Here is a 16,731-nt window from a genome sequence, read left to right as displayed (position 1 = left end):
CCGCCGCTGTCCTCGGGACGGGCCCCGCCGGGCAGACGGGTGTCGTGCCGGTAGGGGGCGTCGCTGAGCAGGCGCAGGCCGAGGGTCATCGCGCCGGGCAGGTCTGCGGGGTGCTGGAGGAGGTGGTCGGCGACGATCAGGGCGTCCTGTTCCAGCCGGGACAGCTCGGCAGGATCGGTCGTCTCGTCCAGGCGGGTGGTGAAACCGGGCTCGGGGGAGTGGCCCAGCAGGCGGACGGCGGTCAGTAGCGCGTCGTGGATGGGGACCCCAGCGACCAGTTCCTGCGGTCCGCCGTCACGGACCGGGGACTTCTCCCACCGCCGCCAATGGCCGGCGAAGTCTTCCAGGTGCGCGGCTCGCTCCGTGTCGGAGACACGGTCACCGATGTGGGTGTCCGGGCCGGTGGTCGTGGATTCAGTGGCGCCGGCGTCAGTGTGGTCAGGCCGTAGCGGAGTCTGCGGGGCGAAGGCGACGTCGGTGATCTGCGTGTCGTAGGTGTTGAGGGCCGCCTGGAGCCGGGCGCGGTGTTCGGGGGAGAGGTCGGTCCTGGTGAGTTCCTGCGTGAGGGCTTGCTTGTAGGGGTTTTCGTCGACTCGTACGTTCAGGACGGTGATGTCGGGGGACTGCTGGGGTGGCCGGTTGAAGACGGTGATGGGGCCTCGGTCGGCGAATGTGGCGACGGTCAGGTCTCTGACCTGGATGGTCTTGTCGTCGATGACGGCGATGGTCTGGTCGGGTCCGACGAACGCGTCGACGAGGAGACCGGCGGAGAGGCCGGACCGGGTGGCGCCCGACATGCGGAAGTCGTGCTCGGCGCCTTCGGGGGTGGTGGAGAAGGTGACGAAGGAGGTCGACTCGACGTCGTCGTGGCGTGGGGACTGCGCTTCGCCTGCCGGGAGTATGGTGACCGGCTCTCCCTGGTACCCCCTCCGGGGTGCGGTCACGGGGTGGACGCGGTGGATGGGCAGGCCACCGTTGAGGAACTTGGTGACCAGGTTCGCGACGGCGGGGGTGACGGCGTTCTGGGCGTTGATGTGGGCGTTGCTGATGAAGACGGTGCCGCCGTCGGCGGTGTCGAAACGGTGGAAGCCGTTCTCGTCGGTCATCGGCTGGGACGCGTCGCCGAGGAGCACGTCGTGCTGGTGCGGCGTGGTGAGGGGTTCCGGCGTGGCGGGCCGTTCCGGTAGGGGTTGCTGTGTGGCGAGCGGCTCCGGCGTGGTGTGCTGGTGCTGGGACACCGGTTCGTGCGCGGGCTGCTGCGGTTGCGGCGGCCGTTTGTCCGTGGGGCGCCAGGTGCCGTGTTCCGTTCCCAGTTGCCAGGAGAGTTGCCGGGCGGCGTGTTCGCCTTGTGTGTGGTAGGTGGCCGCGATCAGGTAGCGGAAGGAGCGCAGCAGGTCGTGCATGGCTGCACCGGTTTCGGGGTCCTGCTCGTTGGACGGTTTCTGGTGGTCGAGGGCTACGCGCAGTTTCGCCCATGCCTGTGCGGCGTCGAATTCTTCCCGGGTGTTGTAGACCGGTTCGTGGGCGAGTCGGTCGAGTGATTCTTTGTGTGTGTCGGTCAGTTCGGTGACGGGTGTGTTCGCCTTGCTCCAGGAACGGTCCACGTCGGCCTGCATCGTCTGGTGGAATGCGGACGACGCGTGGGTCTCGGGTTTGAAGACGGCGTTGAACGTCTTGGAGAAGGAGAAGTTCGTCGGACGGGAGGCGACGGGGTCGCTGCCGAGCACCTTCGTCAGGAATTCCTGGGTGAAGGTGAAGCTGTTGTACGAGGAGGCTTTGTACGGTGTCGCGATGTTGTCGAGGGCGTACTGGTAGCCGGTGAGGACCTGGGCGGCGCTGACCGGGAACGTCTTGAGGATCTCGATGTCGGGGTCGAACGGGCGGTCGGAATGTTCGAGGAAGAGGGAGCCTTCCTTCATCTCCCATCCCAGGGTGCCCGCGTCCTGCCGTCCCACCCCGAACCGCATACCGATCAGCCGTGGGTTCCCGGGCAGTCTGATCCCGAGCGAGGGCTGGCCGTTCTGGTCGGCCATGACGACGACCTCGGCGTCCTTGGCACCCGGGTCGACGGCGTGTTCGGCGTAGGAACGCAAGGGTTCCAGCATGTGCTCGACCGTCTGCCGGATCTGTGGGTGGTCATGGCGGGAAGTGCCGTACTTCACGCCCAGGTCGTGCAGGAGTTCCAGTGCCGCCGCTTCGCCGGCGTGGTGGTATTTCTCCGCTGCCAGAGTCCCTATGTGCGCGAGCAGGTCCAGCTGCCGCTGCTGGATCCTGCTGGGTGTGCCCGACACCACGGGACGCTGGTGGTCGATGAACACCCGGTCCAGGGCCCAACGCATCTCCGACGTGCGGTCATGGTTGTTCAGCCATGCGTTGGCCCTTTCCAGGTGGAGCCGGTCCTCCGGAGTGAGCTCCAGGAACCGAGGATTCTCGACCCAGTCACGGTGCGTACCCACGCGCATCTCTTCGATGAGCGAGTTCGGTGCGTTCACGGTGAGCTTGGGCATGTCCGCGCCGGTCGCGGCGTGCACGAACTCCTGCGCGAACACCACACAGTTGTATTTGATCAGGTTGTAGGTCGCCCGGGATTTCTCCTCGGCGTACTGGTACGCCTTTTCCAGCTGTTCCGCGTCGACCTTGTACGACCTGAGGATCTCGGCCGAGAAATGATCGAAGGCGTCCGCGGCCTCGTGCGTGACACCGCCCGGTGCGGTGCCGTCCACGAGACGCCCGTGGGAGACGTCCTCGATGACCCGGAAACCGAGATTCACCGGCGCTTCGCGTCCGGGCAGCCGCACGGCGACGAACGCGTGCCCGGTTCCCGCCGTCCTGATGAGTTCCACGATGTTATGGGCGCCCGGATAGGACATCAGGATGATCTCCGCGTCCTCCGGATCCTTCGCGCCCTTCACACCCTTCGCCTTCTCGGCCTTCTGCGCGGCGGCCCGGGCGATGTACGACCGGATGGGCCGCGTCAACTCGCGGAAGTCCTCCGGCAGGTTCGGGTTCTCGTCCGCTGCCTGCGCGAAAATCGGTTCCGGGGCGTCGTCGTGGGTGTCCGTGACGGTCGCCGCGTGCGGCGGGAGTTCCTCACCCGGCTCCGAAACGTGCCCGGTCAGGACCTCGTCCGGGCCCCTGTGGCCGTCGGACTCCACCTCGACCACGAAGGGATGCTCCGTGGATTCGTCGAGGCCGGAATCGTGACCGTTCGGGAGTTCGTGCAGCTCCACGTCGTCGTCGGACAGTTCCTCGACCACGAAGGTTTCGTCTTCCGGCACGTTCCTGACAACAGGGGGAAGAACCTCGTCCGCCTCCGTGACATGACCGACCATGGTCTCCGGCCGGTCCTCGAAATCGAGGTCGTCGAAATTCAGCTCGTCGAAACGACGCTGGATGTCCTCCATCAACTGCTCAAGGGTGTTCCCGTCCCGGCTCGGACCGGCCGTCGGGAACCGCTCAGGCGACTGAAGGAAATCTGCCTCGTCCAGGTCGACACCGCCGGGCAGGCCCGTGGTCCGTCGCGTCCCGTACCGCCGGGCCAGGTCCAGGGAGAGCGCGCGGGCCGCGTCCACGCTGTCCGTGAGCAGGCTGTGGCTCAGCAGGGTGACGAACGCACCGAGCAGTTCCCGGCGCTCGGCCGCGTCGGGGTGGTGACCGTCGAGGAACCAGGTGTGATCGTTGGACACCTGGGTGCGCGCCCATTGCTCCGCCCTCGCCAGGTCCTCCGGCGGCACGGTCCCCAGGAACGTCTTGGCCGTGTCCAGCGCCGGCCGGTCCTCGACTTTCAGCGCCGCCTCGTCCCCGGGACGGGCATGCGTGGCCGCCCCCGTGACGGGGCGCTCCGGTTCGGAGACCGTGATGCCGGCGGACCGCGCATGCTGCACGGCGGCGTCGACGTCCTGCGGCGTCCCCCGCAACAGCTTCTGGGCGACGATCGCCACGTGCCGGTCCGCCGGGACCAGGGCGCCGAAGTCGTCGATGTGCTGGCCGAAGCGCGCGATCAGCAGGTCCGCGTGCTCGGGCGCCCCGCCCAGGCGTACGTAAGCCTCCGTCACCGCGGTGTGCAGCGGTGCGGGGAGTTCGTGATCGGCGGACGTCTTCCCCCACAGCCGGTGGAACGATCCCAGCGCGTCGGTGTCCTCCTCAGGACGTCCTGCGCCGTCCTGTTCGAGTCCGGCGTCCTGGTCCGTGGGCCTGCCCGGGGCGGACGTGTCGGAGCCGGTCGGGACGTCGGTGCGCACCGGCTGGGACCCGTCACCCGGCCTCGCCGGCTCGTCGAGATGTCCAGCGGCCTCGTGCGGCGCCATCGTGGCCTCGTGCGGTGCCACCGTGGCCTCGTGCGGCGATGCCGCGTCGGTCCCCGGGTGCTGGGTGTCGGTGCCGAGGAGCGCCGGTTCGGTTTCGGGGTGCTGGGTGTCGGCGCCGAGGAGCGCCCGCTCGACGTCCTCGCGCACGTGCCCCGTGGCCGGTGACTCCGTGCTGTCCGGCGCCTGGCGTCCAGGCGCCCGGGTTTCGCCCGAGGAGACGGTGGACATGCGGTCGGACCGGGTCGGGTCCGGCTGCGAGGTGCCGGTCTGCGCACGGGACGTACCCGCGGACGGGTTCTGGGTGGTGCCTTCGGTGCCCGGTCGGGCGGGTTCCCCGCCGGCCGTGCTCGTGGTGCTGATCCGGGTCGGGGCGGACGGCGGTGTCTGGCCGGCCGACGGCGCGGTTCCGGGTCGGGCCGTGGCCCCGCCGGTCGTGGGGGGTGTGGCCGCCGCGACGGGGTTCTGCGTTCCCGCGCCGGCCACGGGAGCGCCGGAGCCGGTCGCCGGGGTGGGGCCGGCGTTCGAACTCGTCGGCAGGGGAGTGCCCGTCGCCGTCGGTCGAGCGGCGGGGGAGGGGACGGGAGAGCCGGGCGACGTCTGTGCTGCCGTGGCCTCGGGGCCGCCGTGCGACGGGGCACCGAGCGTCGGGGTGCCGACCGTGGGGGCGTTGACCGTGGGGGCGTTGACGGTCGGGATGTTGACGGTGGGGGCGTTCAGCGTCGGAACGTGGAACGACGGCGCATTGATGGTAGGCGCCGTGAACGAGGCGCCGGTGGACGTGCCGTAGGCGGGCGGTGCTGTGAACCCTCCCGCGTTCGGACCACCGGCGAGGGTGACCTCGTTCGCGCCCGGCGACTGCGTGTACCGGGGCGGCGCGGTGAAGGCGGGGTCGTCGGCGGTGTGGGTGTTGGCCTGCCCCGGCAGCAGCAACTGGGGGAGTTTGACGTTCAGGTGGAGGGCGCCCTTGATCCCGCTGTGCACGGCGCCCAGGATGGGGTGTTTGACGCGGCCGAGGATATCGCCGCCCAGGGCGCCGAGGGTGGTTTCCTTGCTGGTGGTGAACTGGCCCTGCTCGATGTAGTTGACGATGCCCTCGGACAGGTTCTGGTACCCCGCGCCGAACCCGAGCTCGACGAGCAGGTGCGCGGGCTTCTGCTTCCACAGCGACGGCATCGCCTTGCCGACGCCGGTGGACAGGGCCGAACGCAGCGGCTCGTACTTCGCCCCCAGCTTCTCCATCGGCTCCAGCGACGCCTTGAGGGCCTTGGAGAGAGTGCCGCTGTTGGCGTGCGCCAGGAAGGCACTCGCCCAGTCGGTTCCCATCTCACGCGCGAGGTCCGCCCCCAGCCGAGAGCCGAAGGCACGCTCGAACTGGTCGCCGACCGCCGTGCGGAACGCCTGCTGAGTGTCCTTGCCGACCACGCTGTGCGCGAGCTCGATTCGCATCGGCACGGACAGCTTCGCCAGCTCGGGCCCGAACCAGCCGGAGAGGTGGGCGAGGTCCTTGTCCAGCGGAGCGTCGGCGAGCCCGCTGCCTGTCTTGACCCCCGGCGCCGGCGCCCCGTCCGGAACGGACGGGGCGGACTTGGCCGGAGTCGAAGGAGCGGGATGCTTCAGGGAGTTCTCGATCGACTCCTGCATCGACTTGATCGCGGTGGGTGAGAAACCCTTGGAGATCAGCTTGTTGATCGAACCCGTGATCGCCGGGACCACGGATCCGATCGCGCCCTGGATCGCCCCCGACAGCACCGCGCTGTGGTGGTACTGCGACGCGTAGTTGGTGTGCTCGCCCTTCAACGCCAGGATCCACTGGGCCAGCCCGTCCAGCGCCGTGGACAGCGTCAGGTTGGTCACCATGTTGATCGCGGCGTGCGTCAGGAACCGTCGCAGCGTACTGCCGAACAGGAACTCGAAGATATCCAGCAGGATGCCCTGCTCGATCGCCGCCCCGATCGGGTTCCACTCCCACATCATCAGGGTGATCGCCCACTCAAGCAGGAACGCCAGCACCTGAAGGACGATCATCATGTTGGTGTAGTCGAGCTGATAGGCGAACTCCTTTGCGCCGTCCGCCAGCTGGGCGGCCGTGTCCCGCAGCCCTGAGATGTAGTCCGCCCCGTCCCCCGACATGAACGTCTTCATCGCGTCCACGTACGCCTGAGGCCAGTCGCCACTCGCGCCCTGCGCGGTCCCCCCGGTGATCTCCGCCACCAGACTCTGGAAACCGTCCAGATACTTGACCAGCTCCAGATGAGGTTGCTCCACCTCATCACGCACACGCTGCGACGAGCCCAGCGGCACAGACATACCGGCCACGAAGACCACGATCGGGTTGTACCAGGGCTCCTCAGTCACGACATCCCCATGTGTGCACACTCGCCGATCGGCGCCCGCCTGCGCCGGTCGTGGACCCGACGCACGCGACACCTCGCGCAGGACGGGGACCTACCATCTTTTATACGTGTAGACGTGTGTGTCAGGTTCGTCCGCCCTACCGGGAGTCCGCCTCACGGTCCGGCGATGATGCGTAAAAACGTGTTCATATACGGACAACTCTTGGTGCGCCGCCGCCTGATGAGTCCTAACTCACACGTGCTGTACCCTGCGGTACTCGAATCCGTTATGCAGGTGTGGGAGTAGGCGAGGTGTGCCGAAAACCTGGTGCATCGGATCCGGCCTGGGCTCCCTCGGAAGGAAGCACATGAAGTCTCCAGATCCGCCGCGGCCCGCCCGCGCGGCTCCGGCAAGTACACCTGTCGCCACCGGCGCGGCACCCAGTCCAAGCGTCGCCGGGCAAGAACGAGTTCCTCCGCTGCCCACGGAGTCAGGGGCCGCGTCACGGACGTCTGCCGCGCGGTCGGACGGGCGGACGGGACCAGCGGTCCAGCCCGTCAACGGACCTCGGGGGGCCGAACGCAAAACCAAGGAGGACAACGGCGGAAGCGAGGAGGGCGCGAAGGAGAAGCACGAGCAGAAGCACGAGCAGAAGCCGGGCGAGGAGGGGAAGGAGAGCCGTCCGCAGCCCCAGGCCGAGGTTCCCCACACGGCGCTGTCGGCGGAGCGTGGCACCCCTCCCTCTCCTTTGTCGCTGCTCTCGCCGCGAGGCTCCCGGCGACGGGCCGAGGCCGACGAGGCCGCCGAGACCGACGAGGCCAAGATGCCCGGCACGCCGGCCGTCACCACGGGCCTGGAGGCCGAGGAGGCATCCGCGGGAACCGGCCGTGAGCCCGAGATGCTGACTGGCGTGACCTCGGTCCACGACGCGGCCGGGACCGGTTCCGCCGGCGCCGAGGCAGCGGTGGGGCGTCGCGGCGCCCGTGCCTTTCTGCGCGGCAGCCACCGCACCGTGCTCACCGTGGCGGCGGTCACCGGTGTCGTCCTCGTGGCCGGCGTTCTCGTGGGCCTGCGCAGCGGCGGCGCCGCCCACGACACCGCCACGCCGGACGCAGCCGCCTCGCTGCTCGACCCGGACTCGGGTTCTGGTTCCCGAGCGGTGCCCGGCGCACTGCCGCTTCCGTCCGGTCACACGTCCGGCCCCACGCCCGACGGCCCCACGCCCGACGGCACCTCGGCCGGGCACGTCGGCAAGGGCGACTCGGCAGGCGGCAAGGACACTGGATCCGGCTCGGGCAAGGCAGACTCGCACGGCGCCCCCTCAGGTGCGCACGGCCACGGCAAGGGCCACAGCACCTCGTCCTCGACGGCCGGCGACCAGCCCGCCGCCCAGCAGAGTCAGACTCCCCACAGCACGCCCCACTCGACGGCTCCGGCCGCCCCCGCACATTCGAGCGCACCGAGCGTTTCGGGTGTGGAGGTGTACAGCCACGACTCCAACCGCTGCATCACCGTGGTCGGCGGTCAGGGCAAGGACGGTTCGCCGCTGGAGATCCGGGACTGCACCGGCTCGGCGGCGCAGAAGTGGACCATCCGTTCCGACGGAACGATCCGTGCCTTCGGGCTGTGCATGGACTTGGCGGGCGCGTCGACCGCCAACGGCACGGTCATCCAGCTCGCCTACTGCAACGGAGGTCCCGCTCAGCGATTCGACCTCAACTACAGGCACGACCTGGTCAACGTCCCGGCGGACAAATGCGTGGACGTGACCGACGGGCAGACGGCCAACGGCACCCGCCTGCAACTGTGGAACTGCAACGGTTTCGACAACCAGAAGTGGTCCAAGAGGTAACGGAGCGGGACAGAACGAGAAGGACCTCACCACGCGCCCTTGCCATCGGCGCGTGGTGAGGTCCTTCCTCGTGTGGTGACGCCCTTCGGACCGGTTCCCAAGTCGCCTCAGATGTGCGGGCGGAAGTGCGACGTGTCCTTGATGGCCTCGGTGTTGTCGGTCTGGGTCTTCTCGAAGTTCCGGCCGGCGTTGTACGTCATGTCGCCGGCATTCTGCATGGCCTGGGCGAGCATACGTATGCCCTCACGGAGCGGGGTGTGGTATTGGACGTAGTTTTGGACATATTGGTGCCCGTAGGAGTCATTGCCCCACGGGGGATCGGCCGGGTCGAACGCGGTGGCGTCCGCGAACTGTTCCGCCGCCCTGTCTGTGTTCTCCGCGACCTGGCTGGTGGCATCACCGCCGACCTGGATGCGTCGCGGGTCGGCGGCGAAGACGGCGTCGTCAGCCACGCTTGTCACCCCCGGTGGCCGGCGGGGCGAGCACTTCTTCCAGCGTTCCGCCGTCGAGGAGCCTGTCCAGGTTGAGGCGGTCGAGGACGCCGCCGCCCGCGGCGCTCGGACCGGTGCCGCCCACGGATTCCATGATGGCCGTGGCCCGCGAGGTCACCTGGGCCCGGGAGGCCGCCATGGCCTCCAGCACACTGGCCGCGAGCGCCTGCCCGGTCATCTCCTTGAACTTGTTGTTGGGGAAGCGCAGCCCCGACGGCGTCCCGTCGGTGCCGATCGTGATCTCGACGGCGCCGTCCCGGGACCGCGCCGTGACGGAGATCGACTTGATCTGCTGCCTGGCTTCCATGAGGGCTTCGCGCTTCTTCATGAACTGGGCGAGTGCTTGCTGCTGCTGTTCTTCCAGCGATGAACTCATGAGTGCTCCTGTGCCGGTGCGGCCGTTTGCGGGAGACGGTATGACGATCCGGATGCCGGGGTCAGTGGCCGATCGACGCGGGGAGGCCGCCTTCCTCCGTGCCCCACACGTCCTTGCCGTTGCCCGACCAGGTGGAGGACTGGGTCGCCTGCCGGGGGCCGCCGGGACCGTAGGCGGACTCGGTGGAGGGCCGGCGAGGGCCGAGGAGTTCGTCGGAGTCGGTCTCCTCCTCCTCCCATTCCTCGGGATCCTCGGCGGGAGCACCCTGCTGGGCGAACACGGGCCCGCCGTGCGCGTAAACGGCGCCGTCCATGTCGTTGCCGTCGTAGAGCTGGCGTTCCCGGTCGCCGCCGCCCTGCTGGTTCCCCTGCTGGCCGCCCATGCGGTTCATGCCGGCCATCATCATCATGGGCGAGAGCAGGCCCATGGCGTTCTGGCTGTCCGAAACTCCACCGGCCGCCGCACCCACGCCCGCACCCGCACCCGCACCCGCGGCGATGCTCCCCGCCTCTGCCGCGAGCGCCTTGTTGGCCTCCGTCGCCGCCGCGCTCTCCGGGCTCGGGATCGTCTGGTACCGCCCGTCCGAGGTGGTCACCAGTCCGCTGCCGTCCGTGTGCTTGAACTCGGTGACGCCACCGGGGTGCCTGGTGATGGTGGTGCCGTCCGGCGTGTGAGTGGTGACCCCGCCGCCGCTGTAGGTGGGGACGTGGACGGACGGCATGTCCAGCTTGCTGCCGCCGGGGCGCGGACTCGTGCCGTATCCCGTGGCCTCGGTGGTGGTGATCCTCCCGTTCGGGTGCAGCGTGGTGGTACTCCCGTCCGGGTTGTGGGTGATGATGTCGCCCTTGCCGTCGACGGAGATGGTGCTGCCGTCGCCCGTGGTGATGCTCTTTCCGGGGTCGAGGTGGCTGGTGGTGGTGTGCCCCTGCGCGTCCACGCTGGTCACGTCCCCGTTGGGGTGCACGGTGACCTTGGAGCCGTCCAGGTTGTCGGTGGTGAGGCTGCCGTCGGGGTTGATGTGGGAGACGGTGCCGTCGGGCGAGGTCAGCTGTGTCTCGCCGCCAGGTTTGACGATCTCCGACGCACCGTTGTCGAACGTGGTCGTCTTGGTGCCGTCGGGTGCCGTCTGGGTCAGACTGCCGTCCGCGTTGCGGGTGATGCTGGTGCCGTCCGGGTTGCTGAGCGACTCACCGACGCCGAGATGGCTGGTGGTGGAGTGCCCCTGCGGGTCCACGGTGGTCACGTTGCCGTCGGGTGAGATCGTGCGGCTGGTTCCGTCGGGGAACACCGAGGTGATGCTGCCGTCGGCGTTGCGGGTGACCGCGTTGCCGTTCGGGTACCTGGTCGTCACGCCGGTGGGGGTACGGGTGGTGGTGCTGCCGTCGATGTTGCTGATGGGCAGTCCGGAGCCGAAGTTCGTGAGGCCGCCGACGTTCGCCGGCATGGTGACGTTCGGTATGTCACCGCCCAAGCCGCCGTTGCCGGTGAAGTCCGGTGCCTTGGTCGTGAACTGGTCGCCCAGCCCGTTGCCCAGCCCGTTGCCCAGCCCGTGCGAGGCGTCACCGTTGCCGGTGAGGTTCGCCAGGCTGTTGCCGAGGCCGTTGCCCATGTTGTTGAGGCCGTTGCCCAGGCCTTGGAAGCTGTTGTTGAGGCCGTCGCCCAGGCCTTGGAAGCTGTTGTTGAGGCCGTCGCCCAGGCCCTTGAAGCCGTTGTTCAGACCGTCACCGAGGTTGTGGATACCGTCGCCGAGCTTCTTCAGGTTGTCGTCCAGGCTGCTGTTGCTCGAGTCGTTGCTCTCCTGCTGGACATCCGAGGTCAGTGTGGAACTCGTGTCGCTGAACGAGTACGCCGGATTCCACGACGGGTCAAGCACACGTGACCAGTCCTTCTGGAGGGTCTCCAGCACCTGCCGGGCAGGTGCGTCCAGATTGGTCTCGATGTTGGTGATCCAGCGGTTCTGGGCTTCCTGGACCATCGCGTGCCAGGTGGACGTGGCGGTCAGTCCGCCGAACGCGGTGTCCTCCGAGAAGTCCGACGTGAACGCCGCGCCGATGATCTGGCTGGTTTGTGTGTTGACTCTCTCCAGGATCTGGCGAGAGTTGTGATCGATGATCCAACGCCCCACCTCCACGAACACCTGGTTGAGCACGTCCAGTGGATCGGCGGGAATATGCTGCTCCGTCTTCGAACCGTCCGGCAGCGAGGTGGTGATGGGCTTTCCCTGCTGCCAGTAGAAATCGGAGTAGATCTTGTGCAGGTCCGTGTACGCCTTGTACAGGGACTGTTCAGCCCCGATCAGGTCGTCCCCGTGCAGTGTCTTGCTGACGAATCCCGTGGAAGGGGACCGGTGCTGCGGACTGAATCCCGGCGGCTGGAGTTGCGAGATGTAGTTCTCGTACTTCTTGTGGATGTCGTCGATCAGGAGCCAGAACGCGCCTGCGGCGTTCCCCTTCCAGGCCGCACGCTCACTGCCGAGTTGATGCTTCCAGTCCGCGAGGACCGCGGCCTGCTGCCTGAAGAAATCCCCTGCCGCGTCGAACGACCAGGCCAGCTCGGCGAACGACTTGAGCTGCACACCGTCCACCGAGGGCGCACCGTCTGCCCCGGCGCCGAGATCGCCCTTCACCGAGGAGTAGTTCGTCAGCAGGTTGCTGAGAGAAGCGTCCGATCTGCCCCAGTACCCGTGAAACGAGGGATCGTCCAGGTAGCTGATATCGACCCGGCACTTGCGTGCCGCCTTGCCGCCGCCACTCGTGAAGAACTCGAAGTGCCAGCCCTTGTTGGGCTCCTTCGGCACGATCAGGGCGAAAAAGTCGTCATCGCTGTCAAACTGCTTCCCCCCTGGCTTGAACGAGTAATTGATCCAGGGGATGCCACTGTCGCCGCTGACCTTTGTCACGTCATCGCGCTTGACAGGTGGCCAGCCGGTCAGCAGGTGCAGGATGTCTTCCCAGCTCTGTGCGGCCATCGTCCTACTGCTCCGGGAAAGTCATGGGCCGTCAGAGCCCCAGGGAATTCTGGCCGCCGCCGGTGCCCGATCCGGAACCGGAGCCCGTGCCGCCGCCAAGTGCCGTCTGATAGTCGCTGATCGCGTGCATGAACTTCTGCGACTTGACCTCTGTGAGGTTGTGTTCCTGAGCCTGCTTCATGTCCTTGATCACACTCTCCAGATTGGCCTGGAGCTTCGTGAAGGCGGCTTTGTGACGGCTGAACACGTTGTCGATCGCCTCGGCGGCCTTCTGGGCGTTCGCGCAGATGTTCTTTCCGCCGGTCTGGTCGTCACCGGCCATGGGGCCGATGGCCAGAATCTGAGGCTTCTTGCTGACGTCGTAGAGCGAGGTCGGGTGCGCGTCGGGCGACCGAATGTCGTCCAGTCTGCGGAGGAAGCCGCTGACGTCGGTGTCGATGAAGCTCTGTAGAGCCGCAAAATCGAGTTGATCCAGGTGATGGTTATCGCTACCGGGCATGGGCGTCTTCCTCCCGCTTCGACGTGTCGTGGTGAAAGGGGGTTACATCTTGATGTCCATGAACCCCTCGGCGTTCGTCTGGACCACCTTCTTGTAGTTGTCCGAGACGTCGGTCAGCGTCGTGAAGAACCTCTGGAGGATGGTCGACAGGTTGTTCACCTCCTGGTGCCAGGTGGGCAGAACCTTCTGGTAGTAGACGTTCTTGTCTTCACCCTGCCAGGCGTCGATCACCTGCTGGATGTTCTGCTCCAGCTCGTTCATGGTCTGCGCGATCGCCTTGGTCTGTTCCTCCATGGCCTGAGCCGACTGGCCCACCTGGAGGTGATCGATGTCGATCATGAGGTCTCCTTGGAAGTCTGGTTGTTCTGCGAGGCGGCGCCCCGTGAGTGGGCGGTGCGGCTGTGTCAGCCGGCAGGGTTGAGCGCCCCGTAGGTGTTGTCCGCGGTGGTGCCGGTGCTGGTGGCTGTGCTCATGACGCCCTGGCCGTAACCGGTCAGGCCACCGCCACTGTTCACCACCGCCTGGAGGTTGGCCTCCTGCACGTGCTCGTCGCGCTGCATGCTCTCACCGAGCGTGTTCTCCATCGCGACGCAGGTGTTCTTGATGCGGTCGACCTCGGCCAGCCAGGTGTCGATCACCTGGCCCATCGTGTTGCCGTCCTCGCCCTGGTAGTGGGTGGCGAGCGCCTGGCGGTGCGACCGGACGATGTCCTGGGTGTTCGTCAGACCCTGGCGGGCCTGCTCCAGGAAGCCGATGGACTTGATGTACGCCTCTTTTGATGACTTCTGCTGGCCAGAGTCTGCCATGGTCTCTCTCCCGGTGTGGTGTGGGCTCCGGCAGCCGGAGCCGGGATGCGCTGCGCGACAGGTTTCGTGAAGCCGTAACCCTCGTCATCACATAATGACGAGATACGTGCCCGTGTGGTTCACAGTAACTCGTGGGCTACGCGCCTGTCTTTGGTGTCTGTTTGTTGCTGGATCCGCACACAGGTGTGCCGGTGACAGCCGCCCGACCGCTGGCCGCAGCCTCGGGCGACAGATCAGGGCCAGTGGGCAGCATGTTCAGCAGGGAGGCGGGCAGGCCCTCCGCCGCCGACAGGTCGTACCCCAGGTCCTTGGCCGCGTTGGCCGTTGGTACACGGTACTTCACGCCGTTGTCCGTCACGAGATACGTGGTGGTGCCGGCGCCGTTCCCGGAGCTGCTCAGCGCGCGCACCAGGCTCCCGCTCCCTGGCGCCACCGCGATGCCGTCGACCGGCAGACAGGCGGGTGCCAGCGCCTTCAGCGGCGGCAGAGCCTCGTCGATGACCGTCTTCGCCGGCACCAGCGACAAGGTCACCTTGATGCTCTTGGTGCCCTGCGGGTCCAGGCCGACACACACCCCGGTGGAGCCGGGCACGCTCAGGAGCGTCGGCGGCGCCGACGGAAGCTGTGCCCCGGACTGCCGTACGGCGGAGCCGGTTGCCGAACCGGTGGGAGCCAGAGCGCCGCTGAGCGCCTGCGCCGACAGGACCAACTCCTTGGGCGCCGCGCCCTGATAGGCCTTCTGCTTCGTGGCGGGGTCGCTGAGGGCAAGCGCGGCCTGGGTCGGGGTGATCGGGGTGAGACCGTCTGCACCGAGTACGTAGTAGCGCTTCGCGGACCCGGGCGTCTCGACGGTGAACACCTGGCCGACACGGGTGGACTGCCCGTCCAGCTTCGGGCCGCTGTCGCCGAGCCCGGTCACCGGCGGAGCCGCGAGGTCAGGGCCGGCGGGCACGGCGTCGAGGAACGCGGCGGACACGGTGGTCGGGCTGACGCCTCCGTAACCCAGCGCCGCCAGCGCCGCCTTGCCGCCGGTCACCTTGAACCGGTTGTCCTGCCACAGCAGATACGTGTCGCCGTCCGGCCCCTCGACCAGGACGGCCTGGTCCGTCCGTACGCCCGAGCCGTCCTGCTCGGTATCGACGGCGAGCACGGTCAGCGGCTTGTGCGACCCGGAGTCGGTCGCCGTGGTGGCGGCGCAGACCTGCCAGGGGTGGGCGTTGAGGTTGTCCTGGGTGGGCAGCGAGTCGGGAGCGCCGGGTATGCCGACCTCGGTGCCGTGCCGGGCCGAGCCGAGGGAATTGGCGGACACCGACACGGTCGACATGTCGGCACCCAGCAGCAGCCGTGCGGAGGGGTAGTTCAGCACTGTGTGCAGCCGGCCGTCATAGACGTACCGGGTGCCGGTCTCCTTCTCGACGATGAGTGCCTTGCCGCTCTGCCAGGTCGTGTTGCCGCCCGGCTTGACCAGGCCGAACACCAGAAACCCGGCGGATACGACGCCGGCGATGACCAGTCCGTAGGTCATTCCGCGGTTGGTCCGCCGGGTGGGCGGCTCCACCACGTCGGGGTCCGCGCGCAGGAGACCCGAGGTCAGCCGGGACACCAGGAACTGGTGCGCCACGACCTGGTCGCGTCGGGACTGCATGATGACACCTCCTCAGATTCAGCCGAACATGCTGCGCAGGCGCTGGTAGATGTCGAGGACCCACAGGGCCAGGGGAAGCAGGGCGAGGGCGGCACCCGACTGGAGCAGATCGCCCGCCCGTCCCCAGTAGGGCAGCAGCCGCCGTCCGGGCACCGTCCAGGAGACGACCGCGGTGAGCGCCGCACCCAGAAGCAGCGTGGCGGTGCCGAGGAGTTCCCCTCTCTCGCCGTGCTGAACGGCGAGCTCGAAGACCAGCAGCACCGTGCCGATGCCCGCCGGCAGGCTCAGGGCGATCCGCTGCCAGGACGTCCCCAGGCTGCGGCCGTGCAGAGCGAGCAGAATGGCGAGGACCAGCACGGTGACCGTCTCGGGCCAGCCGGGGCGGCGGGCCATGGCCACGAGGGCGGCGAGGCAGACCACGCCCACCGCGCCGTACAGACCGGTCATCCAGTGGTCGACCGCGCGGCCGCCGTCAGCGACGTCGTTCTCGGTGCGGGGCTCGATGCCCTCCTGGAGCTGGCCGGGGTTGGTGGGCAGCGGGGGCAGGCGCAGACCGGAGAGCGAGAAGGACATCATCGGGATGAAGGCGCCCAGGAGCACGGCCGCACAGGCGACCGCGGCGGCGGCCTGGTGGGCCGAGACGTCCAGCGCCACCATGAGTGCGCCGCCGAGCACCGCCGCCAGCGACAGCACCCCGCAGGACGCGAAGACCACGGGGTAGCCGGAGACCATCGCGGTGGCCAGGATCAGCCCGACGGTGCCCGCCGCACCCGCGGCGAGCAGATGGGCGCCCACGGCCCGGGCCGAGCTGCCCCCGGCCTGTCCGCCGCCCACCAGCAGCAGGCCGGACTCCGCCAGGAAGGCCGCGCCGAACAGGCCCAGCAGCACGCCGCCTTGCGGGTCGTCCAGCACCCGGGCGGCGGAACCCGCCCCGGACAGCGCGAGCAGGGCCGCGCCCGTCGCGAGGATCACCCGGTCGCCCAGGTCGCCGTCGGACACGACGAGCAGTGCCAGGCAGCCCAGCAGGGCCGAGGCCATGACCAGACGCAGCACCCACCGGCTGACCTGTGGGCTCCACGCGTGCGGCAACCCCTGGACCACCGCCGACACGGCCTCGAGCAGGCTGTCGTAGCGCACCGGGGGAAGCGCCTCGGTGTGGGGGCGCAACACCAGTGTCTCGCCCTCGCGCAGGTCGAGGGACTCGGGTGTGCCCTCGATGTCCAGAGGGTGCCCGCCGAGACGTTGCAGGACCCAACCACCGTGTTCCAGGCCGTGTTCGGCCAGGTCCTCACCCGCGTGCTCCACGATCACGGGCATCAGGTCGGCGATCGGGACATCAGCCGGGACGGCGAGGTCCAGCACCTTGTCAGGGGCGCGCACCGTGAGACGGCACAGGCCGTTCAGCGAGCCTTCGCTCATGGGGCAACAGCCTTCCGGAGGAAGTTGTACGGCC

General features: G+C 68.3%; 9 protein-coding genes and 1 pseudogene. 1 reads left to right on the top strand and 9 read right to left on the bottom strand.

Going from position 1 to position 16,731, the window contains the following annotated elements; all coding sequences use genetic code 11:
- Positions 1 to 6,662 (bottom strand): annotated as a pseudogene (locus IE294_RS21380) (hypothetical protein); the annotation flags it as partial.
- 727 nt (positions 6,663 to 7,389) lie between these two features.
- Here IE294_RS21380 and IE294_RS21375 point away from each other — a divergent pair.
- Positions 7,390 to 8,493, top strand: coding sequence for an RICIN domain-containing protein (locus tag IE294_RS21375; RefSeq protein ID WP_229917266.1), 1,104 nt, complete (start codon positions 7,390 to 7,392; stop codon positions 8,491 to 8,493).
- A gap of 107 nt (positions 8,494 to 8,600) precedes the next feature.
- On the opposite strand, the gene IE294_RS21370 is transcribed toward IE294_RS21375, so the two are convergent.
- From IE294_RS21370 to eccD, 8 genes are all read right to left on the bottom strand, one after another.
- Complete coding sequence (locus tag IE294_RS21370; protein ID WP_189888490.1) at positions 8,601 to 8,945, bottom strand: hypothetical protein; 345 nt, start codon at positions 8,943 to 8,945, stop codon at positions 8,601 to 8,603.
- Positions 8,938 to 9,360: a YbaB/EbfC family nucleoid-associated protein gene (locus tag IE294_RS21365; RefSeq protein WP_189888488.1), complete on the bottom strand. Its 423-nt coding sequence runs from the start codon at positions 9,358 to 9,360 to the stop codon at positions 8,938 to 8,940. Before IE294_RS21365 ends, IE294_RS21370 begins: the two co-directional genes overlap by 8 nt.
- A gap of 61 nt (positions 9,361 to 9,421) precedes the next feature.
- The gene (locus tag IE294_RS21360) at positions 9,422 to 12,328 is read right to left on the bottom strand and encodes an AAWKG family protein (protein WP_189888486.1); all 2,907 of its coding nucleotides are present in this window, start codon (positions 12,326 to 12,328) and stop codon (positions 9,422 to 9,424) included.
- 31 nt (positions 12,329 to 12,359) lie between these two features.
- Positions 12,360 to 12,827, bottom strand: coding sequence for a type VII secretion system-associated protein (locus IE294_RS21355; protein ID WP_189888484.1), 468 nt, complete (start codon positions 12,825 to 12,827; stop codon positions 12,360 to 12,362).
- Positions 12,828 to 12,869: 42 nt separating this feature from the next.
- Positions 12,870 to 13,166 (bottom strand): WXG100 family type VII secretion target, encoded by a 297-nt coding sequence (locus IE294_RS21350; protein WP_189888482.1) that lies wholly within the window; start codon positions 13,164 to 13,166, stop codon positions 12,870 to 12,872.
- A gap of 65 nt (positions 13,167 to 13,231) precedes the next feature.
- The gene (locus IE294_RS21345) at positions 13,232 to 13,633 is read right to left on the bottom strand and encodes a hypothetical protein (RefSeq protein ID WP_189888480.1); all 402 of its coding nucleotides are present in this window, start codon (positions 13,631 to 13,633) and stop codon (positions 13,232 to 13,234) included.
- A 136-nt stretch (positions 13,634 to 13,769) separates the two neighbouring features.
- Positions 13,770 to 15,278, bottom strand: coding sequence for a type VII secretion protein EccB (eccB, locus tag IE294_RS21340; protein ID WP_189888477.1), 1,509 nt, complete (start codon positions 15,276 to 15,278; stop codon positions 13,770 to 13,772).
- A gap of 18 nt (positions 15,279 to 15,296) precedes the next feature.
- Complete coding sequence (gene eccD / locus IE294_RS21335) at positions 15,297 to 16,697, bottom strand: type VII secretion integral membrane protein EccD (protein ID WP_189888475.1); 1,401 nt, start codon at positions 16,695 to 16,697, stop codon at positions 15,297 to 15,299.
- Positions 16,698 to 16,731: the final 34 nt, after the last annotated feature.

This window comes from Streptomyces canarius (assembly GCF_014650735.1).
Lineage (GTDB): Bacteria > Actinomycetota > Actinomycetes > Streptomycetales > Streptomycetaceae > Streptomyces > Streptomyces olivaceoviridis.
The sequence above is the reverse complement of the archived record's forward strand: the minus strand, read 5'-3'. Positions and strand labels throughout refer to the sequence as shown.